At 47.5% G+C, this 22,708-nt stretch carries 21 protein-coding genes; 19 read left to right on the top strand and 2 right to left on the bottom strand.

All coding sequences use genetic code 11. From position 1 onward, the window contains the following. Positions 1-86: 86 nt before the first annotated feature. The 17 genes from ffh to BTA35_RS04595 all read left to right on the top strand — a co-directional run bounded on the left by ffh (position 87) and on the right by BTA35_RS04595 (position 18,735). The gene (ffh, locus tag BTA35_RS04675; protein ID WP_077243225.1) at positions 87-1,469 is read left to right on the top strand and encodes a signal recognition particle protein; all 1,383 of its coding nucleotides are present in this window, start codon (positions 87-89) and stop codon (positions 1,467-1,469) included. Positions 1,470-1,899: 430 nt separating this feature from the next. Continuing rightward, the gene (rpsP, locus tag BTA35_RS04670; RefSeq protein ID WP_077243224.1) at positions 1,900-2,142 is read left to right on the top strand and encodes a 30S ribosomal protein S16; all 243 of its coding nucleotides are present in this window, start codon (positions 1,900-1,902) and stop codon (positions 2,140-2,142) included. Positions 2,143-2,319: 177 nt separating this feature from the next. Beyond that, complete coding sequence (rimM, locus tag BTA35_RS04665; RefSeq protein WP_077243223.1) at positions 2,320-2,850, top strand: ribosome maturation factor RimM; 531 nt, start codon at positions 2,320-2,322, stop codon at positions 2,848-2,850. 44 nt (positions 2,851-2,894) lie between these two features. Beyond that, positions 2,895-3,641 (top strand): tRNA (guanosine(37)-N1)-methyltransferase TrmD, encoded by a 747-nt coding sequence (gene trmD / locus BTA35_RS04660; protein ID WP_077243222.1) that lies wholly within the window; start codon positions 2,895-2,897, stop codon positions 3,639-3,641. A gap of 37 nt (positions 3,642-3,678) precedes the next feature. Then, a complete protein-coding gene (gene rplS, locus BTA35_RS04655) occupies positions 3,679-4,035 on the top strand; it encodes a 50S ribosomal protein L19 (RefSeq protein ID WP_077243221.1) in 357 nt (118 codons plus the stop codon). Between the two features lie 116 nt (positions 4,036-4,151). Beyond that, positions 4,152-5,099, top strand: coding sequence for a site-specific tyrosine recombinase XerD (gene xerD, locus BTA35_RS04650; RefSeq protein ID WP_077243220.1), 948 nt, complete (start codon positions 4,152-4,154; stop codon positions 5,097-5,099). 192 nt (positions 5,100-5,291) lie between these two features. Next, positions 5,292-6,053, top strand: a complete 762-nt coding sequence (locus BTA35_RS04645) for a DsbC family protein (RefSeq protein ID WP_238377481.1) — start codon at positions 5,292-5,294, stop codon at positions 6,051-6,053. Positions 6,054-6,333: 280 nt separating this feature from the next. Further along, a complete protein-coding gene (locus tag BTA35_RS04640; RefSeq protein WP_077243219.1) occupies positions 6,334-7,641 on the top strand; it encodes a homoserine dehydrogenase in 1,308 nt (435 codons plus the stop codon). A gap of 94 nt (positions 7,642-7,735) precedes the next feature. After that, positions 7,736-9,127 carry a threonine synthase gene (gene thrC / locus BTA35_RS04635; protein ID WP_077243218.1) on the top strand — a complete coding sequence of 464 codons (1,392 nt, stop codon included), beginning with the start codon at positions 7,736-7,738 and terminating at the stop codon, positions 9,125-9,127. A 109-nt stretch (positions 9,128-9,236) separates the two neighbouring features. Further along, positions 9,237-11,012, top strand: coding sequence for a single-stranded-DNA-specific exonuclease RecJ (recJ, locus tag BTA35_RS04630; RefSeq protein WP_077243217.1), 1,776 nt, complete (start codon positions 9,237-9,239; stop codon positions 11,010-11,012). Between the two features lie 381 nt (positions 11,013-11,393). Continuing rightward, positions 11,394-12,278 carry a porin gene (locus BTA35_RS04625; protein WP_077243216.1) on the top strand — a complete coding sequence of 295 codons (885 nt, stop codon included), beginning with the start codon at positions 11,394-11,396 and terminating at the stop codon, positions 12,276-12,278. Positions 12,279-12,744: 466 nt separating this feature from the next. After that, positions 12,745-14,193 carry an esterase-like activity of phytase family protein gene (locus BTA35_RS04620; RefSeq protein WP_077243387.1) on the top strand — a complete coding sequence of 483 codons (1,449 nt, stop codon included), beginning with the start codon at positions 12,745-12,747 and terminating at the stop codon, positions 14,191-14,193. A gap of 227 nt (positions 14,194-14,420) precedes the next feature. Further along, complete coding sequence (locus BTA35_RS04615; protein ID WP_077243215.1) at positions 14,421-15,221, top strand: methyltransferase domain-containing protein; 801 nt, start codon at positions 14,421-14,423, stop codon at positions 15,219-15,221. A gap of 77 nt (positions 15,222-15,298) precedes the next feature. Beyond that, on the top strand, positions 15,299-16,441 hold the full coding sequence (locus tag BTA35_RS04610; protein ID WP_077243214.1) for a methyltransferase: 1,143 nt from the start codon (positions 15,299-15,301) through the stop codon (positions 16,439-16,441). Positions 16,442-16,561: 120 nt separating this feature from the next. Beyond that, positions 16,562-17,311: a carboxy-S-adenosyl-L-methionine synthase CmoA gene (gene cmoA, locus BTA35_RS04605; protein WP_077243213.1), complete on the top strand. Its 750-nt coding sequence runs from the start codon at positions 16,562-16,564 to the stop codon at positions 17,309-17,311. Between the two features lie 60 nt (positions 17,312-17,371). Then, complete coding sequence (gene cmoB / locus BTA35_RS04600) at positions 17,372-18,379, top strand: tRNA 5-methoxyuridine(34)/uridine 5-oxyacetic acid(34) synthase CmoB (RefSeq protein ID WP_077243212.1); 1,008 nt, start codon at positions 17,372-17,374, stop codon at positions 18,377-18,379. A gap of 152 nt (positions 18,380-18,531) precedes the next feature. Further along, positions 18,532-18,735: a YgaP family membrane protein gene (locus tag BTA35_RS04595; protein WP_077243211.1), complete on the top strand. Its 204-nt coding sequence runs from the start codon at positions 18,532-18,534 to the stop codon at positions 18,733-18,735. 121 nt (positions 18,736-18,856) lie between these two features. On the opposite strand, the gene greB is transcribed toward BTA35_RS04595, so the two are convergent. Together greB and BTA35_RS04585 are read right to left on the bottom strand one after the other, a co-directional pair. Next, on the bottom strand, positions 18,857-19,384 hold the full coding sequence (gene greB, locus BTA35_RS04590) for a transcription elongation factor GreB (protein ID WP_077243210.1): 528 nt from the start codon (positions 19,382-19,384) through the stop codon (positions 18,857-18,859). A 132-nt stretch (positions 19,385-19,516) separates the two neighbouring features. Further along, positions 19,517-21,151 (bottom strand): methyl-accepting chemotaxis protein, encoded by a 1,635-nt coding sequence (locus tag BTA35_RS04585; protein ID WP_077243209.1) that lies wholly within the window; start codon positions 21,149-21,151, stop codon positions 19,517-19,519. Positions 21,152-21,483: 332 nt separating this feature from the next. On the opposite strand from BTA35_RS04585, the gene BTA35_RS04580 reads away from it, so the two are divergent. Both BTA35_RS04580 and BTA35_RS04575 read left to right on the top strand, forming a co-directional pair. Continuing rightward, positions 21,484-22,116, top strand: a complete 633-nt coding sequence (locus BTA35_RS04580; protein WP_077243208.1) for an NUDIX domain-containing protein — start codon at positions 21,484-21,486, stop codon at positions 22,114-22,116. A 34-nt stretch (positions 22,117-22,150) separates the two neighbouring features. Beyond that, positions 22,151-22,672: a DUF1249 domain-containing protein gene (locus BTA35_RS04575; protein ID WP_077243207.1), complete on the top strand. Its 522-nt coding sequence runs from the start codon at positions 22,151-22,153 to the stop codon at positions 22,670-22,672. The last annotated feature ends 36 nt before the right edge of the window (positions 22,673-22,708 follow it).

Raw genomic sequence — 22,708 nt, 5'->3', positions numbered from 1 at the left:
CCTGGTACGATCTTTTGTTTATTTTTGTGCCATAAGAGCCCATGTTTGAATGTTTTTCTGCTGTCTTAGCAGCGAGGAAGTTATAGATGTTTGAGAATTTAACCGAACGCCTATCGAAAAGTCTGCGTTCGATTACCGGTCAGGCTCGCCTGACGGAAGATAATATTAAAGACACTCTGCGGGAAGTACGTAAAGCGTTGCTCGAAGCTGATGTGGCGCTGCCCGTTGTTAAAGCTTTTATTGAAAAAGTTAAAGAGCGGGCCGTTGGTCAGGAGGTAAGCAAGAGTCTTAGTCCTGGTCAGCAATTCGTTAAAATCGTTCAGCAGGAGCTGGAGCAGATCATGGGGGAGGCGAATGAAACGCTGAACCTGGCGGCTAATCCTCCTGCGGTAATTCTGATGGCTGGTTTGCAGGGGGCGGGTAAGACGACGTCCGTGGCAAAGCTGGCTCGTTACCTGAAAGAACGGGAAAAGAAAAAAGTTCTGGTGGTTTCAGCTGATATTTATCGTCCGGCGGCGATTAAGCAGCTGGAAACACTGGCCGGTGAGGTTGCTGCAGAGTTCTTTCCCAGCTCCACCGATCAGAAGCCTATAGATATTGCTAACGCAGCTATCGCTCATGCGAAGATCCAGTTTTTTGACGTCGTCATCGTAGATACTGCAGGTCGACTGCATGTTGACGATGACATGATGAGCGAAATTAAAGAGCTGCATGCGGGTATTAATCCTGTTGAAACACTGTTTGTAGTTGATGCTATGACAGGCCAGGATGCGGCTAATACTGCCAAAGCATTTGGCGATGCATTGCCACTGACAGGTGTGATCCTGACTAAAGCTGACGGTGATGCACGTGGTGGTGCTGCGCTGTCTGTACGTCATATTACCGGTAAGCCGATTAAGTTTATGGGGATGGGGGAGAAGGTTGATGCCCTTGAGCCATTCCACCCGGATCGTGTCGCCTCCCGTATTCTGGGTATGGGTGACATTCTGTCTCTGATTGAAGAAGCAGAGCAGAAGATCGATAAGGAAAAAGCTGAGAAACTGGCTAAGAAAGTTAAGAAGGGTAAAGGTTTTGACCTTGAAGACTTCCGCGACCAGATTCAACAGATGAAAAATATGGGGGGAATGGCCGGCCTGATGGATAAGTTGCCGGGCATGGGACAGATTGCTGAAGTTGCTAAAAATGGTGCAGCTGAGAAAGAGATGGGCAAGCTGGAAGCTCTGATTAACTCAATGACACCTTATGAACGCCGTAAGCCTGATATGATCTCTGGCTCCCGTAAACGCCGGATCTGTGCAGGCTCCGGTCTTCAGATTCAGGATCTGAATCGTCTGTTGAAACAGCATAAGCAGATGCAGAAAATGATGAAAAAAATGGGAAATAAAGGCGGCATGTCCAAAATGATGCGTGGTCTTGGTGGAATGCTGCCTCCAGGAATGGGTGGCGGTGGTATGCCTCCTCGCTTCTAAGCCTGTTTGGCTGGAGTGAAGGAATAGACCTCTTTTTAAGAAAAGGCGCTGTTTTATCAGGCCTTTTCTTTCTTTTTTCAGTTTTGCACTTCCACTGATATATTTCAGATATAGTGCTTTTAAAACAATAGGTTGCTAGACTTGGCCTCTTGTTTTCCTGCGGCTCTGATCGGTTAGGTTTGCCGATAAGTTGCAGAAAAAGGTGCTTCAGGCTTGCGTTTAGGCTGTGTACGCCTACAATAGCGCGCACATTTTCAGACTGACGTTTCTGCTCAGCCCAATGTAAATTGTGGTTGTGGCGGAATATTGTGCTTTTGTGGTTCCAAAAGCCGGTGTTTTCCCTTAGAATATGCCGCCTTTCGGGCTGAAAGGCCGTAAATGAAAGTCTGTAGCGAAATTTTGAGAACTCCGAACATAGGATAAAAAGGCAATGGTAACCATTCGTCTTGCTCGTGGCGGCTCTAAGAAGCGCCCGTTCTATCACTTGACTGTGACTAACTCACGTAGCGCCCGTAATGGTCGTTTCCTTGAGCGTATAGGTTTCTTCAATCCACTGGCTAAAGGTCAGGAAGAGCGTCTGCGTGTTGATTTTGACCGTGTAGAATACTGGAAAGGCCAGGGTGCAACTGTATCCGACCGTGTTGCTCAGCTGCTGAAAGATGCTGCTAAGTAATTACTGCTTTTAAAAACGCAGTAATAAACCAGTATGACCGCTTCTAACTGGTGTCGAAGCCAGTTATAGCCTGACGATTTTACGTTTGAGGCTTAAGAACGGTTGTCGTTTTAAACATCGAATCAGCCCGCTGTTTCAGTTGGCTAATCTGATGAATTGAGAGAATAAGTCAGGCTTATGTCAGATCCAGAAGATTTTGTAGTCCTAGGTAGAATTACAAGTCCTTTTGGTATTCAGGGCTGGGTTAAGGTTTATTCTTTTACCGACCCTATGGACGGTATTTTTCAGCATAAAAAATGGTCTTTGTGGAAAGATGACAAGCCGTTAGGCGAGTTTGATGTTGCAAAGGGCAAAAAGCATGGCAAGGGTCTGGTTGCCCGCCTTAAAGTCATTACGGATCGTAATGGGGCTGAGGAGCTGTGTGGCTGTGAGGTTCGCATGTCGAAAGACTCACTACCGGAGCTGGAGGAGGGTGATTACTATTGGCACCAGTTAGAAGGGCTGACAGTATTCACAACCGAAAATGTTAATTTGGGTTCGGTGGACTACCTGCTGGAAACCGGTGCAAATGATGTATTGGTGGTAAAAGCAACACCGGAAAGTGTTGATGACGCCGAGCGTCTGATTCCTTATCTGGTGGATCAGGTAGTTAAAGAGGTCAATCTCAGTGACGGCACTATGCTTGTTGACTGGGATCCTGACTTCTAGTCGGTTTTCGTAATGGAGCTGACTTTTATTAAAGAGATTAAACTGTGTGGTTAGGCGTTGTATCCCTGTTTCCAGGGATGTTTGATGCGGTCACCGAATATGGTGTTACCGGGCGGGCAGTTAAGAAAGAACTGCTATCGCTTGAATTCTGGAATCCTCGTGATTTCGCAACAGATAAACACCGCACAGTAGATGATCGCCCCTATGGTGGCGGTCCTGGCATGCTGATGAAAGTTCAGCCTTTGCGCGACGCTATTTTAGCCGCTAAAGAAAAAGCCGGGCCGGATGCTAAGGTGATCTATATGTCTCCCCAAGGACGTCCCCTCGATCAGGAAGGTGTACGTGAGCTGTCTCAGCGCGACCGCATGGTGATTGTTGCAGGTCGTTATGAAGGCATCGACGAGCGCGTGGTGGAGACATTAATAGATGAAGAGTGGTCAATCGGTGATTATGTTCTGAGCGGTGGTGAACTCGCTGCTTTGACCCTTATCGATTCAGTATCACGTATGGTTCCCGGCGTTCTCGGGCATGAAGCTTCTGCTGAAGAAGATTCATTCTCCGATGGCTTGCTGGACTGTCCGCACTATACAAGACCTGAACAGGTTGATGATCTTGTCGTGCCGGATGTTCTGTTAAGCGGGAATCATGAAGCCATTCGTCGGTGGCGTCTTCAGCAATCTCTGGGCCGAACTTGGTTAAGGCGGCCGGAGTTGCTGGAAAAGGTCGACCTGGACGATGAGCGCCAGGCATTGTTGGAAGAATTCATCCGCAATCATGACGGTTCGCGCTAATGCGCAAGTCGAGCGGCTTAAATCTAGGAGCGAGCTAATGAGCAGCAAAAATACAGTAATTCAGGCTCTTGAAGCCGAACAAATGAGCAAAGAAGTCCCTGCATTTGCACCAGGTGACACCGTTGTTGTTCAGGTAAAAGTTAAAGAAGGTAACCGTGAGCGTCTGCAGGCGTTTGAAGGTGTTGTTCTGGGTAAGCGTAACCGTGGTCTGAACTCTGCGTTCACCGTACGTAAGATCTCCCATGGTGTTGGTGTTGAGCGTACTTTCCAGGTTTACAGCCCTCTGGTAGATAGTATCTCTGTTAAGCGTCGTGGTGACGTTCGTCAGGCGAAACTGTACTACTTGCGTGAACTGAGCGGTAAAGCTGCACGTATTAAAGAAAAGCTGTCCTGATTCGTTAAGATCAGTTCGACTTGCTGAAAAAACGGGTAACCTTTCGGGGTTGCCCGTTTTTTTATGTCTGTTATTTGAAATAGATAAGTCTGAGGGCTGGCTGGTGGTGATCTGCGATGACTAAACTGACGTCTGACGTGCTTATTCAGGGATATCTGAGTTATCTGATACTTGAGAAAGGTCTTAGCCGGAATACGCTGCTTGCCTATCAGCGTGATTTGAAATATCTGGTGTTTTGGTTGGTTCAGCCTGAGGATTTTCTGAAATCAGAAAGCAGTAAGAAGGCGGTTTGTGATCAGGATGTGTTGCTGGCGTTGGATGTTGAGCGCCTATTGGCCTTTCGTGAAGCCTGTTTTGCGATAAATCTCGATAAACGTTCAGTTGCTCGCATTGTGAGTGCGTTGAAAGGATTCTATTACTGGCTGATGGATGAGGAGCTGATTAAGCAGAATCCGGTCAGTTTGCTACCTAAAATTCGGGCTGACAGAAAATTACCGGCAGTACTCTCTGAAGAGCAGGTGGAGTCATTGCTGGATCAACCGGATCGCTCTGACCCGATTCAGGCCCGTGATGGCTGTATGCTGGAACTGCTTTATGCCACAGGGTTACGGGTTTCCGAGCTGGTGGGACTGACCGCTGGCCAGGTCAGTTTGCAACAAGGAATTGTGCGGGTAACAGGTAAGGGACAGAAAGAACGGATGATTCCTTTAGGAGAGACTGCTCAGGATGAATTGTGCCATTACCTGAAAGATATCCGGCCGGCTTTACCTGGCTTTAAAGAGAGTGAAACAGCTCTCTTTCCCAGCCGGAAAGGTGGCGCTATGACACGGCAAGCTTTCTGGTATCGTATCCATAAGTATGCTTTGGCAGCGGGCCTGCCGGAAACACTGTCACCACACCAGTTAAGGCACGCGTTTGCGACGCATCTGTTAAACCATGGAGCAGACCTCAGATCTCTGCAGCTGTTACTGGGTCACTCCAGTGTGACAACCACTCAGATCTATACGCATGTGGCGAATCAGAGGCTGAAAGAGCTGTACCGGGAACACCACCCCAGAGCGTAGAGGTTGTACCTGAAGGTTGTAATGCTTGAACTATCAAGTGTTTTCAGGTTGACGAGCTTCCTGCTCTGAGTTTTGATAGTGCGCCTTATGGAACATTTCCGGGGCAATTCGGTCACAGAGAACACTGCGTAGCTTGTTGGCTCTAGTGGCCGGATCATAAAGCTGCGATTTTTAGGTTCAGGATATCCAATTATGAAAATATTGCCGCGTCTGCTGAATAGCAGTCAATCTGTCATTGCGACCTGTCTTGCGCTGGTTGTTTTTTTCTTGCCGGTGTCTGCTCAGGCGGCAACACCGGAAGAGATTATTTTACAAAAGCTTGAGTCTGCGGGGCCGAGTATTCCGGTGGATGAGATTCGGCCTTCTCTGGTTGAGGCTATCTACGAAGTTGAGCTAAAAACGGGTGAGATTCTTTATAGTACGGCGGATGGAGCTTATATCTTTACAGGGGATCTGTATCAGATTGCACCCCAGGGGTTCAAGAATATAACTGAAGAGCGCCGTATGGCGGCCCGTGCTTCAGAAATCAAGAGTCTTGATGCCAGTCAGATGGTGGTTTTTCCGGCTAAAGGTGAGCAAAAAGGTCAGATAACGGTCTTCACGGATATCGATTGCGTCTATTGTCGCAAGCTGCACAAAGAAGTGACAAAGCTAAATGAGCTGGGCGTTACTGTCCGCTACCTTGGCTTCCCACGGGCAGGAATAGGCTCTGGCTCTTATTACTCGATGGTGTCGGTCTGGTGTGCAGAGAACCAGCAGGATGCTATGACTCAGGCTAAACAAGGTGAATCCGTTGAAGATAAGCAGTGTGAGAACCCCATTGCCGATCAGTATCGTCTTGGCCAGAAGTTAGGTGTTCAGGGAACCCCCGCTATATTTCTGGATGACGGGCGCCTTCTGCCGGGTTATATGCCCGCTGAGCGCCTGGCTACTGCTTTAGGTCTGGCATTATAGGTTTTCCGGTTTTTATTAAAAGGGACGCCCTGATACTTACTTCGGGGCGTTTTTGTTTATGGCTTTCTATCTGTCGGTTATTGTTGAACAACAGAGCTAATATTTGCGCTCTGTAGGCCGACTTGGTTTTTATCAGGCTGAAAAAACGATAAGATGGGAACTCAAATGGCGAGTAATTTAACGACAGGTTCTGTGAAGATCTGACAGTATTTGCCAGAAAAGAATATGCTGAAACAGGCATACCAATCGTTTATGCAGGAATAGGTAAGAGGGTATTGTATTGAAACCGGTAAAAGTGGGTGTATGTGGCTTAGGTACTGTGGGTAGCGGCACAGTTAATGTTTTGATCCGCAATGCTGAAGAGATTGCCCGTCGTACTGGTCGCCCTATTATTGTTGAGCAGATTGGTGCCCGTCGCGATAACCCTGACTGTGATACTACAGGAATTGATGTCACCCGCGATATTTTTGATGTGGCTAACAACCCGGAAATTGATGTGGTTGTTGAGCTGATCGGTGGCTATGACGTTGCCCGTGAACTTGTAATGACAGCCATTGAAAATGGCAAACATGTGGTAACAGCTAATAAAGCACTGATTGCGGTACACGGTAACGATATTTTTGAAGCTGCAAAAGCTAAAGGCGTAATTGTTGCCTTTGAATCGGCAGTTGCCGGTGGCATTCCGGTGATTAAAGGGATTCGTGAAGGCCTGGCGGCTAACAAGATTAACTGGTTGGCTGGCATTATTAATGGCACTGGCAACTATATCATGACCCAAATGCGCGACTATGGTCGTGATTTTGCTGATGTGCTGGCAGAGGCTCAGGCGTTGGGATATGCCGAAGCGGATCCAACATTTGATGTTGAAGGTATCGATGCTGCCCACAAATTGACGATTCTTGGCTCTGTGGCTTTTGGTATTCCATTACAGTTCGACAAAGCCTACACCGAAGGTATCAGCAGGATCACTCCGCTGGATATCGAACAGGCCGATGAGCTGGGTTATGTGATTAAGCACCTGGGTATTGCACGACGCTCCAAAGAGGGTGTTGAGTTGCGGGTTCACCCAACTCTGATTCCTAAAGATCGTCTGATTGCTAATGTACACGGCGTGTTAAATGCGGTAATGGTACAGGGTGATGCTGTAGGTCCTACCATGTATTACGGCCCTGGTGCCGGTGCAGAGCCAACAGCATCCTCTGTGATTGCTGATATTGTGGATGTGGCGCGGGGTATGAACACGGATTACTCTGATCGCGTACCACCATTGGGCTTTACTCAGGATAATCTGGACCAGAATGCGCCAATTCTGTCCATGGATGATGTATCCACCGCTTATTATGTACGTCTGCAGGCGGTTGACCGTCCGGGTGTATTGGCTCGGGTTGCCACCATTCTGAGTGATAAAGGCATCAGTATTGAAGCCATTATTCAGAAAGAAGATAAAGAGAGCGAGATGGTGCCGATCATCTTTATGACACATCAGTGCCAGGAACTGCAGATGAATGAGGCGATCCGCGAGATCGAATCTCTGGTGGATATCTGTGGTGAAGTGGTGCGTATCCGTGTTGAAGACCTGGATAGCTAATTGATTAAAAAGTCCGGCACCTTACCCCGGTGCCGGATCATAATCGTCCCGTACCCTATCGGGCCGCTATAAACCTGAATACGAGAATCTCACCGTGCGTTATATCAGTACCCGTGGCCAAGCGCCCGCCCTTAACTTTGAAGATGTTGTTCTGACCGGTTTGGCCAGTGATGGTGGCCTGTATGTGCCGGAAACTATTCCTCAGTTTTCAGCTGAAGAGATCGCTTCCTGGGCAGGACTGCCCTATACCGATATCGCCTACAAGGTTATGCATGCTTTTATCGGTGATGAGATTCCCGCTGATACACTGAAAAGCATGATTGAAGATACCTACGGCACCTTCAAACATGATGCCGTCACGCCCCTTAAACAGCTGGATAGCAACCATTACCTGCTGGAACTGTTTCATGGCCCGACACTGGCTTTTAAAGATGTAGCATTACAGATGCTGGGTCGTCTTTTGGATCACTTCCTGGGTAAACGTAACGAACATGCTGTGATTATGGGGGCAACCTCTGGTGATACAGGCTCTGCTGCCATTGAAGGCTGTAAGCCTTGTGATCATGTGGATATCTTTATCCTGCACCCATACAACCGGGTATCTGAAGTCCAGCGTCGTCAGATGACGACAGTATTGGCGGATAACGTGTTTAATATCGCCGTTGAAGGTAACTTTGATGATTGTCAGGCTATCGTTAAAGAGAGCTTCAACAATCAGGACTTTCTGGGCGGAAAAACGCGTCTGGTGGCTGTGAACTCTATTAACTGGGCGCGTATTATGGCGCAGGTTGTTTACTATTTTGTTTCTGCTGTCGCCGTTGGATCACCGCACCGTAAAGTTTCTTTCAGCGTACCATCGGCCAACTTCGGTGATGTGTTTGCGGGTTATATCGCCTACAAAATGGGTCTTCCGGTCAATCAGTTTGTAGTGGCAACCAACGCCAATGATATTCTGCACCGGGTGATCAGTAAAAATGATTTCAGTAAACAGCCCTTGCTGCATACCTTGTCGCCAAGCATGGATATTGTGGTATCCAGTAACTTTGAGCGTTTACTGTTTGACCTCTATGACAACGATGGCGCTGCTGTAGAAGATCTGCTGAAGCGCTTTAACAACGAGCCGGTTCATATTGAGCAGCCCCGCTGGGATAAAGCCCGAGAGTTGTTCGACAGTCTGAGCGTAGATGATGACACCACTATCGAAGTGATCAAAGAAGCTTTTGAGCGTACCGGCGAGTTACTTGATCCGCACACTGCCACTGGCTATCGCGCTGCAGAAACCTGCAATCGTGATAAGGCTGTTCCTATGATCACCCTGGCTACTGCGCATCCGGCTAAGTTTGAAGATGCTATCGTAAAGGCGGGCTTTAAAGGTGCGCCTTTACCCGCGCACATGGCGGACCTGATGGAGCGGGAAGAGCGTTTCTCAGTGCTGCCCGCCGATGCTGAAGCAATTCAGGCGTTTGTGGTTGGTAACAAGCGTTAGGTTCGTGCAGCTTCAGATAAGTCTGTGCTGGTTGTAACCTTACAAGTAAACAGGGGGCTGAGGCTCCCTGTTTTTTTTGCCTTCTGTTTTATTATTGTGTGGAATAAACATGAGCCGTCCCATTTTTCAGCCTAGAGCATTAAATCCCGCCGTTTTAGATCAGGCCAGGAAAATGGAGCTGGATCCTTTATTAGCCACAATCATTGCCGGGAGAGTTAAGGGCGATACCTTTAACCTTGATGGTATTGTTACGCCCGCACTGAAGCATATCCCACCCCCGACGTTGCTGAAAGATTGTGAGAAGGCTGCGGTACGGATCGCTCAGGCTGTAAGCCGTGGTGAGCGCATTGGCGTGCTGACAGATTATGATGTGGATGGCATCACCTCCCATGTTGTCTTGTATCGTGCACTGACTGAGTTATTTGCCGTCCCTCCTGATAATATTCATAGCCTGATTGGTCATCGAATCAATGATGGCTATGGCGTTAGCGCAGGCCTGATTTCCCGGATTCTGGATCAGGATATTTTACCGGATGTGATTATTACCGCGGACTGTGGCTCCAGTGATGAGCCCCGGCTTGTTCTGCTGAAGCAAGCGGGTATTGACGTGATTGTCACGGACCACCACGCACTGCCAGAGGAAGGCGCTCCTGCATCGGCTTATGCCGTGGTGAATCCAACGCAGCATGATTGCGGTTATCCCGATGCTACCATCGCTGGCTGCATGGTCAGTTGGCTGGTTATGGCACAGGTCCGGGATCAGTTAGTTAGGCAGGGAAAAGTAAGAAAAGAGGTACCCAAGCTGGGCTTCTTACTCAGTTATGTGGCACTGGGTACCGTTGCAGACTGTGTTTCTCTTGGTGAAAGCGCTGTGAACCGGGCTGTCGTCCATGCCGGCCTGAAGTTGATTAATCGTTTTGATCTGCCCTGTTGGCGTGCTATCCGAAAACTACTACGTAAAGAAACTGAATTTTTTGATGCAGGTACACTCGGTTTCCAGCTTGGGCCTCGTATTAACGCCCGGGGGCGGTTAGATGACCCCTATGCTGCATTACACTATATGCTATCTCCAACAGATCACCAGGCGGAACATTACCTGGCGATTCTTGATCAGGATAACGAAGACCGTAAAGCGATTGAGCAAGAGATGACGCAGGATGCTTATCGTATGGTTGAAGATCAGTTAGCCAGGAACTATCAGGGGTTGTCGGTTTTTCTGGAGCATGGACATGCAGGGGTTCAGGGCATTGTGGCATCCCGCATTACTCAAAAAACGGGTAAACCCAGTATCGTGATCTGTCCTGCACTCAATCCCGATCATCTATCGGGATCTGCCCGCAGTGTTGATGGTATTCATATCAGAGATATCCTGCAGCAGGTACATGACTGGGATAAAGAACTTCTGGTGAAATTTGGTGGTCACCGGGGGGCTGCCGGACTGACGCTGAATAAAAGTAGGCTCAAAGAGTTTTCCGAGGTCTTTAATGCTGCTGTGGAAGCCGCACTGAATAATCTGACGTTACAACCTGTAGTGAAAATAGACTCAGTTTTACAGATTGAAGCAATTACAGAAAAAAAATGGGCAACCCTGCAGCAGCTTCAACCTTTTGGCAGGGAGTTTGAAGTGCCCTGTTTCAGTAGCATTTTTCTGGTTGAGGAGCTGAGGGTTGTAGGTGCTGACCAAAGTCATTTACAGCTATTGTTAAGTGATCCGAAGAAAAACATATCCGTCAAAGGGATCTGGTTCAAGGCTCTGTCGGGTGGGCAAACTATTGATTTTAAAGAAGGTGACCAGATTAATCTTGCCTATCAGCTTGATATTAATGAGTTTCGTGGCAGAAGAAGTATTCAGCTTATCGTTGAATATGCATACAGAGAAAACTGAATTATTCGGTGAAGTTGTTACAAAAGAAAAGTGGACACCTGTGCCAAGGCGGGCTTCGATACTGTCGGTTAAGCAGTAAAGATTACTTGAGCATGCCTCTTTTTCTGTCATGAATATGTCAAAAACATTCTTTAAGGTGCTTTGGTTCTCCAAGCAGCTACATTATTAAATCTTTGACGGACACAGATCAAAACCGTATAAATTCATTGAAAAAAGGGCGGATTTGACTATTGCCATGCGGCCGCAGGATGTTTAAAGTAGCTCCTGCGATTGAAACAATAACGGTTATTGATTGGCTGGATTGTATGAATATCCAGTCAGCACACCGATAAAACTTCTGCATTTATGCAGAGCGATTGAGTAGAGAAAGGAAATTATCAAATGAAAAAGACTCTGATTGCTACCGCTATTGCTGGTGCTATGAGCTTCTCAGTAGCTGCACAAGCGGCTCCTACTGTATACGGCAACATTCAGGTTGTTGTAGATGCAACAGATGATATGTATGCGGCTGATAACGGTTCCACCATCGGCTTTAAAGGTGAAGAAGCGCTGAACAATGGCCTAACTGCTATCTATAAGGCTGAGTTTGAATTTGACGCAGGCACCAACAAAGGCGCACCTAAGGGTACTGGCCAAAAAGACGGTCTGGAAATTTCTGACCAGAACTATCTGGGTGTGAAAGGTAGCTTCGGTACTGTTCGTGTTGGTGCATTTGATACAGTATCAAACGATTTTGTACATGATATGGTTTACGCAGCTGAGTTTGCTGACTACGTATCATCTAGCTTCACTGCGGGTGAAAACCAGCAAGTTCAGTACACTGGCGAATTCGGTGCTCTGACTGTTGGTGCTTCTGTTCAGCTGAACGAAGGTACGGAAGCAGTTGAAGACAAGCAGCAAGTTATGCAGTTGGGTGCTAAATTTGCAGTAGCTGAAGGCATTGTTGCTTCTGCTGCATTTGATTCTGAAGATGGCGTTGGTGTTGGTGCGCAGTTCTCTGCTGACGCTCTGACTCTGGGTGGTAAGTTCGAAACTTCTGACGCATACAAATCAGTTATTTCTGCTTCAGCTGACTTTAACTATGGCATGGGTAATGTTTACGCTGTTGTTGATATGTCTGAAGAAGATAAGTCTGGTGCTGACAGTGAAACCAACTACATGTTTGGTGCAACTTATAGCCTAGGCAGCAACATGTACACCTACGTTGAGCTTGGCGATGGTGATACTGCCGAGTCTACTGCTGTAGGTGCTGTTCTGTCTTTCTAATCTCCTGATTAGCTAAGATACCGAACAAAAAGAACCAGCCTTCGGGCTGGTTTTTTTATGTCTGGAAATATTCTCGCCTAGCTTACCTGTAAGGCTTTATTCCTTTTGCCGTTGCCTGCCAAGCCTCTCCTTTCTCCTTTCCGCCAAACCTAAAAGTTAACCTGGTGCCTGTTAATACTGAAAAGCCAGGTACATTATTAGGTGATTATTTTTGTCACATTAAGGTTACACCACTGTCATCTGCCGGACTTAGTATAGTTTTTATTCGTTGTCATGCGATGTAATGGCACTTGTGAACACTTGCATTGGGTATATTGAAGATAAACGGGACTTGACTGGAGTGAATGGAATCGCCTCTTTTAGGTTTTATTTGGCTGAAATTGGAGATATCTGATTGCCGTTGAATGATATCTGTCTCAAGTGAGGTTTTATCAGGATGCTTAAAATGAAGATAAAGGTGAGCTTGATGAAATTAGAGATTTTTTTTGCTACTGCTGTGGTTGCATTATCTGTCGGTTTAGCCGGTTGTGATGATAGCAGTAATGATTCCGGTGACAATAAGAATTCTGCCATAACACACGTACTGGATGCAGTTTCTTCCGAAGGTGCTTTGCTACCTTATACAGTGCTGAGAGATGATCTGATCGATAACAAGACTCAGAAGGCTTTTGAAGTGCGTAATGGTGGTTATGGCTCAGCTATGACGGCACATCCACAAAAGGTAACGCAGTTTTATGCATTGACTGACCGGGGCCCGAATGCATCTTTTGCTGGGGGCTACGGTAAAGGCAAGACGTTCCCTACACCTGATTACACTCCGAGAATCGGTCTGTTTGAAGTAATGGCTGATGGTGCTGTTGAACTACGTAAGACGATCCTTCTGAAGGATCGTGATGGGCATTTAATTAGTGGTTTGCCAAACTCATCTGCACTGGGTGGGACAGGCGAAACGCCATATAACGCTGATGGTTCTCCTGTCCTGGTGACACCTGGATTGGCTTATGATGAAGTGAGTAACCCTATTAAGCTAGATGACTACGGCCTGGATGGTGAAGGTTTAGTAGCATTGACGGATGGGACTTTTTGGGTGAGTGATGAATATGGTCCTCATATTGTTCATTACAATGCAGATGGTATCGAGATAGACCGGATTAATGCATTTGCTAACGATGAGCGTGGCAAAATTAAGCTTCCAGGAGAGTATGCCAACCGACGTGCCAACCGCGGTATGGAAGGTTTGGCGGTTACACCAGATGAAAAGACGTTGGTGGGTATTATGCAGTCAACGATCTATAACCCATCAAAGGTGGTGAAAAATTTAGATGTGACGCGCATTGTAACTATAAACCTGGATACCGGCGCGATTGGACAGTATTTGTATAAACAGGAAAAGAGTCAAAACTCCAATTCTGAAATTGTTGCCATCAGTGATACTGAGTTTTTAGTGCTGGAGCGCGATGGTGCCTTTCTGTTTGGTGGACCAAAGGGTTCAGGTGCAGCTTCCCCTGACGCACAAAAAACGGTTTATCGTGTTGATTTAGATTCTGGTACTGATCTGGAGTCTTTAGACGAGACAGGAAAACTTTCTCAGGATGAAAGTTTAGGCCTGCTTGTGAACGGGCAAACTGTTGAGCAGGTTGTACTGGATCGTGGCTGGCAGGGGTTGGCAGAGATTGGTGTTTTGCCGGTTGAAAAAACCTTAGTAGTGGATATGGTCTCAGAGATTCAATACCCCCATGATAAGATGGAAGGCTTGTGGTTGATTGATGGTGAGCGCTTGGGCGTGTTAAATGATGACGACTTTGCAACCTGGTCAACTGGTGGTGAGTTAGAACAGAAGATGCTGGATGCTGAAACCGTTGATGGTAACCGCCTATATATTGTTAAGGGTCTGGACCTGAAGAGCCATAAGTAACTGATTTTTTGATTGATAGTCCGTTGGCCGTTCCTTGAACGGCCAATATTGTTTTTTATATATAAGTCATGCCTGAGCCCTATTGATGCCATGCATATAGCCTATAGGGCCTTTTCAGGTCAGGCACCAGCCTTTATCCCCCAGCCAAAATCCTTTAGTATCCGCCTCTTAATTTTTACTTCATTATTACATCGCTTATTTTTGTACTCTGTATAGAGGTTACTGCCTTGGCTGCACCCCGCGCTAAAATTCAAACGGATAAAATCTTTAACGGATTGGCGGAGAAGTTTCGTAATAATGTCTACGGCACCAACAAAGGTTGGTTGCGTCAGGAACTCTTAGCCCGTGATTTGCAGAAAATCCCCTTTGTGGCTGCGGTTGATTCTGCGCAGGTGCTGGACATTGGCGGAGGCTTGGGGCAAATGTCTGACTGGTTTGCCAAACAAGGTCATCAGGTTACCTTTACTGAGCCTGCCGATGATATGCGGGCTGAGGCTGATCAGCTGTTTCAGGAACAATCAGCGACCTATGATAAGCCTGTAGTATGCTATCCCTACCGTTTGCAGGAGCTGAGCGAGCAGGTGCCACCGGCACAGCTGGTGGTGTGCCATGCGGTGCTTGAGTGGCTACACCAGCCGTTGGATGCCTTGCCTGCTATTGTGAATCAGATACAGTCTGGCGGTTGGTTATCCCTGATGTTTTTTAATGAAGATGGCCTGCGCTTCAGCAATATTGTGAAGGGTAACTACGACAAAGCACTTAGAGATACCCTTGACGGTACGGGGCAACGCTTACGTTTAACGCCCATTAGCCCGCAAAAACCAATGTTAGTGATTGATGGCTTAAAAAACCTGGGTTTGGAGGTTGCTTCTGTTGCAGGTATTCGGGTTTTTACCGACTACCTGCGGGATAAAGCGCCTTCGGATGAAGATCTGGAAAAGCTGTTAGAGCTTGAGTGGCGTTATTGTCACCAGGAACCCTATTGGCGGATGGGGCGCTATATTCATGTTCTGGCCAGGAAGCCCTGATGCCAGAGTACCGCTTCGGCAAGGCTGAAATATTGCCTGAAAATACCTCCGATTCTCTCTTATTCTGGTAAAAAATTATGAGCGTTTTGTCCCCTGCTGCAGAGCTGGTATTGCGTAATCAAGCCCTCTTTAAGGGGGATCTTCTGATGGCGCACCTGCCTGTGAGTGATGGTTATACGAACCTGATTCAACCCTTGTTGACGCCTCAGATTGAGGCCTTGCATCTGCTGACTGATGATTGGCGCAGTTATCAGTCGCTGGATCAACATCGCCAGTATGAAGCTCGCTTTATGCCGTTATTCCAGGCTTATTTGGGGCAGGATAGCGAGAGTGGCTTGTTGGCCGCATATGATCACATTCTTCTGTTTATGCCAAAAGCGAAAGAGCAGGCCCGTTATCTGATTGCTCAGTTTTTACCTCTGTTAAAATCCGGAGGCTGTTTCTGGTTGGTGGGTGAAAACAACGGCGGCATTAAGTCTGCGGATAAATTGCTTAAAGCAGCTGCAGATGACCAGTGGTCAGAGGGTGCCTGGAACTTAAGCAAGGCGGACAAAGCGAAAAAAAGTGCATTACTGAAGCTGCAGCTCAATAAGGAGCTTTCACTGCCCGAGCCTGAGACGTTTAATGCCGAGCCCTGGGAACTTCATTGGCAGCTACCGGAAAAGGATGGCTTTCCGGATGAGCTGGCGGATCTTAGGCTCACGAGTCTGCCCGGTGTATTCAGTCATGGTCGTTTAGATGAGGGTACAGCGCTTATGCTGCAGAATATGCCGCGCATTAAACCATCCAAGGTGCGTAACCGTAGAGTGCTGGATATGGGTTGTGGAACCGGTGTGATCGGTTTGAGCCTGTTAAAGCAACGCCCGGAGCTGGAAGTGACCTTTTGTGATGTCAGTGCTATGGCGTTGGAAGCGACCCGCCGCGGCCTTGCCGCCAATGAGATGCAAGGCCAGGTTTATGCTTCTGACATGTGGAGTGATATCACTGATCGCTTTGACCTGATTATCTCTAATCCACCGTTTCATACTGGTCAGAAAACGGATTATGAGCTGGCTGATCGTTTTATTCGCCAGGCGAAGAAGCACCTGAAGCGCAGTGGTGAACTACGCATTGTCGCCAATCGCTTTCTGAAATACCCGGATATCATTGAAGCGACCTTCGGACACTGTGAGCGCATCGCCGAGACCGGTAAATTCTGCATCTGGTCGGCGAAGATTTAACCATTTAGTGTAGGTCGCCCTTTAGGGCGTCATAGGTCTGGTGTTGCTGGTTGGATTGACGGGCTAAAGCCCGACCCACAAGAGAAAGTAGACTCCGTGTCAGTCAAGAGAGATCCTTCCGTGAAAAAAGAGCAAAAAGACGCAATTTTCGCTAACCCGCTGGATAAAGTGGCTACCTTCTCATTTGATGACAAGGTCGTTCAGGTGTTTCCGGATATGATTAAACGGTCAGTGCCGGGTTACAGTAATATGATTGGTATGACGGGCGTTATTGCCCGTCGTTACTGGCAACCTGGAACACGTATCTATGATTTGGGCTGTTCGCTGGGAGCCAGTATGTTATCAGTGCTGCACCAGATTCAGGAACCGGGTCTTGAGATTGTCGGCTTGGATAACTCTGATGCGATGATCGAGCGCTGTCGAGAGGTTTTGTCCCAGGAAGTGCCTGAAGCCCAGCGTGATGGTGTACACCTGGAGTGTGCTGATATCTGTGAGGCGCCTATCGACAATGCTTCTGTCGTGATCCTGAATTTTACCTTTCAGTTTCTGCCTCTGGAGCAGCGCCTGCCGCTGTTAAAACGAATCCATGAAGGCTTAGCACCCGGTGGTGTGATTGTTCTGTCTGAAAAAGTGCGCTTCGAATCCGCCGAGCAGCAGGATACCCTATTCGACCTGCATCTGGATTTTAAACGGGCTAACGGCTACAGCGAGCTTGAGATCAGTCAGAAACGAGCCGCATTGGAGAACTTTCTGCAGGCTGAGAGCTTTGACATTCATCATCAGCGCTTCAGGGATGCCGGTTTTGCCCAGAGCTCGGTTTGGTTTCAATATCTGAACTTTGCTTCTTTACTGGCGATAAAAGCCCGATAACCGAAGTCAGGCCCGTCTATTCCTGAAATTTACTACAACCCGATTTAAGTGAGCTTCACTATGCAGGATTATGCACCTCTGTATCAAAAATTTGCTGAAGAAGGTCTTACCCGATGGCTGGCAAAAGTACCTGAGCAGCTGGAGGAGGCACTGGATGTTAAGCGTTATTCTGATCTGCCGGGTTGGCAAAGGGTTGTGGATAAATTTGATACGGCAGACGCTTTAAGGGAGCAGGGCTACCAGGTAGAGGCCCATCTTGAGCAAAGTGCTGTTAAGGTCAGCACTCAGCCTGAGTTACCACAGCCGATGCAGGCTAAGTACCGTAACCTGCTGAAAAAGCTGATGCCATGGCGTAAAGGCCCATTTGATCTGCATGGCTCCTATATTGATACCGAGTGGCATTCCGATTGGAAGTGGGATCGTTTAGCTGAGTTTATAGCTCCCTTACATAACCGTAGTGTGCTGGATGTGGGGTGTGGTAGCGGTTATCACTGTTGGCGCATGGCAGGAGCGGGTGCCCGCTTTGTGGTCGGTATCGATCCGTCACCCCGGTTTCATATGCAGTTTCAGCTGGTGCGCCGTCTGATGGGATTGGCAGATGGTAATCGTGTTTTCCACCTTCCGGTAGGGATTGAGGATGTTCCTGCGAATCTGGATTACTTTGATACGGTCTTTTCCATGGGGGTGCTCTATCATCGCCGTTCACCCATTGATCATCTCTTTCAGCTGAAAGAAGCTCTGCGTCCCGGTGGTGAGTTGGTGCTGGAAACTCTGGTCGTCGATGGCGATGCACAAACCGTGCTGATGCCGGAGGATCGTTATGCCATGATGAACAACGTCTGGTATCTGCCCAGTCCGGATGCATTGGTGCTTTGGCTGGAGAAATGTGGTTTTGTAAATGTGCGGGTGGTGGATGTGTCCATTACGACAACAGAAGAGCAGCGTAGTACTGAGTGGATGACCTACCAATCGCTGCAGGATTTTCTCGACCCTAATGATCCGACAAAAACAGCAGAAGGTTACCCTGCTCCCAAGCGTGCCGTGATTATTGCAGAGCGCCCTTATTGATAGCAGAAACTGGCTCGGCAGCCTCTTTATTCTTAATGGTTATATCTAAATTCTATTTAGAATTAAGCGGTATTTCTTTGATTAAGATTTTTCTAATATTATCTCTCTCAATGGGTCAGCCTCTTTGGCCTGGATAAGTTTTGGAGAGTATTATGAATATTGATCGTCTGGTGTTTGTTTTTGCTGGTTCTATGGTGCTGCTTAGTGTTGTTCTGACGCAGTATGTACATGCTAATTTTGTCTGGTTAACTGTTTTTATCGGTGCCAACCTGATTCAGTCTGCTTTTACTGGTTTTTGTCCGGCGGCAAAAATATTCAATATGATGGGCATTAAAACCGGCTGTGCTTTTAAATAAGGCAGGTGAGTCCCAGAGCTTTTATTTCGGTAATCCGATCTGAATTAAAAATCGCTCCGGACAGAGATCCGGGGCGTTTTTTTGCGTAGGCATGATCATCCTGAATGGGGCGGATACCAAATCAGTCGTAATCCACGGACAGCACGTAATAAACCTGTTCGCCGCCGGGTGCCTGTACCCGAATCTCATCATCTAATGTTTTTCCCAGCAGAGAGCGGGCCATCGGCGAGTCGATATTGATTTTGCCCTCTTTAAGATCTGCTTCGTCTGGCCCGACAATACGGATCTGCATTCGCTTACCTTCATTATCTTCAAGCTCTATTCGGGCAGAGAAAAAGATGCGTTCCTGGTCATCAGGTTTTTTATCCACAACCGTTAGCAGATCCAGGCGTTTATCAAGGTGACGGATACGGCCCAGTGTCTTGTTCAGTAGTTGCTTGTTGTAAGTGTAATCGGCATTTTCACTACGATCACCCTGAGCTGCGGCCTCCTGTACTTTTTGGGCAAGTTCGGGATGACGGACTTTCCACAGAAAATTACGTTCACTTTGCAGGACTTCATAGCCTTCCGGGGTGATCAGGTTCGTTTTCTTTTCGCGTCGGGGATCTTTTGCAGGGTCCCGCCAGCGTTGCATATTGCGCCCTTTCATATCGGTGTCAGCCTCCCTTGGGCGTTGTCTTCTGGATGTGGGCTGAGCTTGTTTTCTTCTCAGCAATAAAAAAAGCCTGTGTGCCGATTTTAAACCGGCATACAGGCTGATTAAAACATACCTTTCTGTAGATCAGGTTTTAAACTGTTTAATCAGGGCTTCAAGGTTATAAGCGTTCTTCTGCAGCTCCTGAGCAGAATCTTGTATCAGGCTGGTACCTTGTTCGGTATCTTCTGAGATACTGGAGATGGATACCAGGTTCTGACTCATTTCATTAGCTACATTGCTCTGCTCATCCGCTGCCGTCATAATTTGGGCATTTAAAGAGCTGATCTGTTGCATGGATGCTGCAATTGTTTGAAAAGCTTCGCCAGCTTCTGTTGCTTTACTGACGGTAGTTTCGGCTTTTGTACGGCTTGTATTCATAACATCGACGGCAACTTTTGAACGGCTTTGCAGTTCGTGGATCATCTCCTGAATTTGCTGGGTGGACTCAGCGGAGCGTTGCGCCAGCTGACGTACCTCATCTGCTACAACAGCGAAGCCACGACCCTGGTCTCCGGCCCGTGCAGCCTCGATCGCGGCATTAAGCGCTAACAAGTTCGTCTGTTCGGATATCCCGCCAATAACATCAAGGATGCTTTCAATCTTTGCGGTGTGATCTTCCAGTGCATTAATCACGCTGCCTGCTTCTTCCACTTCACTGGCCAATTCGTTAATGCTGCTGGTCGCTTCTTCAACAACCCGAAGGCCTGTTTCGGTCTGCTCGTGGGTCAGTCGTGTTGTTTCATTCGCTTGGTCGGCAATATTTGCAGTCTGCTGAGCAGAGGCAGCCATTTCGTTCATACCGGCAGCGCTTTGTTCTGTTTCAGAGCGTTGACGGGTAACGCCGTTAATTGTACTGGCCGTAATATCGGACATTTGGCTGATGGCATGGGAAAGCTGCTGCGTGGATTGACCAACAGAATTCACGATGTTCTGGAATTTATCCATCATATGGTTGAAGGCGCCGGCCATATCGCCTAGCTCGTCTTTAGTTGTGATATCAACACGCTCGCGAAGATCGCCGGAATCTTTCACCGCCACCATAGTGTTTTTCAGGGTGGTGATCTGCACGGTGATGATATGAATAATAAAGAGCGCCAGGCCTCCGATCAGTAGACTGAGAATTCCCACGGTTATGGAGTATTGCAGCAAGGTTTTCCAGAAAATCTCATCCATGTCATTTAAGTAGATGCCATTACCAACGATCCAGCCCCAGGGTGCAAAGCCCTTCACATAAGAGACTTTAGCCTGAGGGGCGTCATGGCCTGGCTTTGGCCATAGATAGTTAACATAGCCTTCTTTGTTAGCTTTTACGATGCCGACAAATTCGCTGAAAATTTTCTTGCCATTGGCGTCCTCAAGGTTGGCCAGATTTTTTCCGTTCAGCTCTGGTTTGATCGGGTGCATAATCACGACTGCGTTCATGTCATTGAGCCAGAAATACTCATCCTGATCGTAGCGCAGGCCTTCAATTGCTTTTTGTGCGGCTTGCTGTGCCTGCTCGCGGCTCAGCTGACCTGCTTTCTCCATTCCATAGTAGTGATCCAGGAAGCCATGTACAGTTTCGACAACATGCTTGGTTTTGATTTTGCGGTCTTCGAGAAGGTTGTCCTTCAGAGACATTAAGGAGACGCTGATCAGAACTGCAGTTCCCATTGCCATCAAACCAATAATGACCCAGAGTTTATATTTAATTTTTATATTGCCCAGGAGATTATGCATTGCAACGCTCGCTCTTATGACTTGGTCGTTATATTTGTATCAGTCTGTTGGCAAAACAAATTGCCACGAAGTTAGCTTAGAATTTTTTTATTGCTACAGATTATCCAATAGTGGATTTTGACCTCTATGTTTGCAATAAAATTGCATTATTTCAGTCATGTTATGTTACATGGCTCCTTTATGTACGTTTTTAGTTTGATCTGACTCACGTTATTGGGCTTTCGCTAAGAACTTCGTAGCATGCAGACGAAAGCAGAGGCTGGGAAAGTGACGCCGCTTCAGTTCCCCGGATATTTTGTTATGCTCAGGGGCCAGACCTATAAGGAAAAAATATGAGTGAGCAACTAACACCAACATTTGCGCAGGATTCTGTAGAAATTCTTGAAAAGCACACTGTTTTTCAAGGCTTTTTTCGTTTTGATAAATTGCGGATTAAAACCCGGAAGTTTGCTGGAGGTTGGTCCGATGTCATGAGCCGTGAGGTGTTTGTTCGTGGCAATGCGGTTGGCGTTTTACTCTATGACCCGATAACAGATCAGTTGCTAATGGTGGAACAGTTTCGTCCTGGTTGCCTCTATGAGTCGAGCCAAAGCCCCTGGCAGTTTGAACTGGTTGCGGGAATGACAGAAGACGGTGAGAGCCTAGAGTCAGTGGTACACCGTGAAGCTGAAGAAGAAGCAGGCTGCAAGGTGCGTCATCTTGAACATCTGTATAAATATTGGGTTAGCCCCGGTGGTATGGATGAACAGATCGATCTTTTTCTGGGCATTATTGACAGCGGGGATATTCAGGAAGGAATTTACGGCCTGGCAGAGGAAGATGAAGATATTCGGGTAGAGTTAGTGAATGCTGCTGAGGCTTTCAGAGGATTACAGGATGGTCGCATTAACAATGCAATGGCGATTATTGGCTTGCAGTGGTTACAGCTCAATCGTGAGCGTCTGCAGGAAACTTACGGTGCCTGATTATGTGGTTATTTAACGTGGCGGAGGGATAAATATGCGCTCGAATTCGGGTAAGAAATCCGCTGCGCCTCAACGTTTTGGTAGTTGGCAGCAATACAATGGCTGGAAAACAAAACCTAACTATGCGGTGGATCTGAAAAAGCAGATGGCGGAGTGTGAAGCGAATTATCTACGCTTACTGAAGCTACTGCCGGATCTTGAGGAAACAGAGCAATGGCACTTTGCTGTTAGTGATGAGGCTCTGCATTTGGGCGAGTTGGTGATTAAAGTTACCGAGCGTAGTAAGTACACAACGCTACTGCGCATCTTTCAGCAAGACAGTTGGGGGCACTGGTTGCGTCAGCCGGAACTCTCCGTGCGACTGTACCATGACGCTCGTATGGCTGAGGTGGTCGGGTATCAGCGGCAGCGCCATTTTGAAGGTCGGTATCTTTATCCGAATGATAAAATGCGTCAGCCGGATGAGAAACTGCAGATCAATCTTTTTCTTGGTGAGTGGCTGGCTCATCTGCAGCGATATGGCCATATTGCTGAGCCGGTGAACCTGCACTTTTAATCGTTATCCAGCTACAAAGCCACGCTTTCTGATCTC

Source organism: Oceanospirillum linum, from assembly GCF_001995095.2.
GTDB classification, from domain to species: Bacteria; Pseudomonadota; Gammaproteobacteria; order Pseudomonadales; family Halomonadaceae; genus Oceanospirillum; species Oceanospirillum linum.
The sequence above is the reverse complement of the archived record's forward strand: the minus strand, read 5'-3'. Positions and strand labels throughout refer to the sequence as shown.

What these genes read in the sequence shown, in the direction of transcription:
- ffh (WP_077243225.1), top strand. Translation starts at nt 87, where the DNA reads ATGTTTGAGAATTTAACCGAACGCCTATCGAAAAGTCTGCGTTCGATT.
- rpsP (WP_077243224.1), top strand. Translation starts at nt 1,900, where the DNA reads ATGGTAACCATTCGTCTTGCTCGTGGCGGCTCTAAGAAGCGCCCGTTC.
- rimM (WP_077243223.1), top strand. Translation starts at nt 2,320, where the DNA reads ATGTCAGATCCAGAAGATTTTGTAGTCCTAGGTAGAATTACAAGTCCT.
- rplS (WP_077243221.1), top strand. Translation starts at nt 3,679, where the DNA reads ATGAGCAGCAAAAATACAGTAATTCAGGCTCTTGAAGCCGAACAAATG.
- xerD (WP_077243220.1), top strand. Translation starts at nt 4,152, where the DNA reads ATGACTAAACTGACGTCTGACGTGCTTATTCAGGGATATCTGAGTTAT.
- BTA35_RS04645 (WP_238377481.1), top strand. Translation starts at nt 5,292, where the DNA reads ATGAAAATATTGCCGCGTCTGCTGAATAGCAGTCAATCTGTCATTGCG.
- recJ (WP_077243217.1), top strand. Translation starts at nt 9,237, where the DNA reads ATGAGCCGTCCCATTTTTCAGCCTAGAGCATTAAATCCCGCCGTTTTA.
- BTA35_RS04625 (WP_077243216.1), top strand. Translation starts at nt 11,394, where the DNA reads ATGAAAAAGACTCTGATTGCTACCGCTATTGCTGGTGCTATGAGCTTC.
- BTA35_RS04620 (WP_077243387.1), top strand. Translation starts at nt 12,745, where the DNA reads ATGAAATTAGAGATTTTTTTTGCTACTGCTGTGGTTGCATTATCTGTC.
- BTA35_RS04610 (WP_077243214.1), top strand. Translation starts at nt 15,299, where the DNA reads ATGAGCGTTTTGTCCCCTGCTGCAGAGCTGGTATTGCGTAATCAAGCC.
- cmoB (WP_077243212.1), top strand. Translation starts at nt 17,372, where the DNA reads ATGCAGGATTATGCACCTCTGTATCAAAAATTTGCTGAAGAAGGTCTT.
- BTA35_RS04595 (WP_077243211.1), top strand. Translation starts at nt 18,532, where the DNA reads ATGAATATTGATCGTCTGGTGTTTGTTTTTGCTGGTTCTATGGTGCTG.
- greB (WP_077243210.1), bottom strand. Translation starts at nt 19,384, where the DNA reads ATGAAAGGGCGCAATATGCAACGCTGGCGGGACCCTGCAAAAGATCCC.
- BTA35_RS04585 (WP_077243209.1), bottom strand. Translation starts at nt 21,151, where the DNA reads ATGCATAATCTCCTGGGCAATATAAAAATTAAATATAAACTCTGGGTC.
- BTA35_RS04580 (WP_077243208.1), top strand. Translation starts at nt 21,484, where the DNA reads ATGAGTGAGCAACTAACACCAACATTTGCGCAGGATTCTGTAGAAATT.
- BTA35_RS04575 (WP_077243207.1), top strand. Translation starts at nt 22,151, where the DNA reads ATGCGCTCGAATTCGGGTAAGAAATCCGCTGCGCCTCAACGTTTTGGT.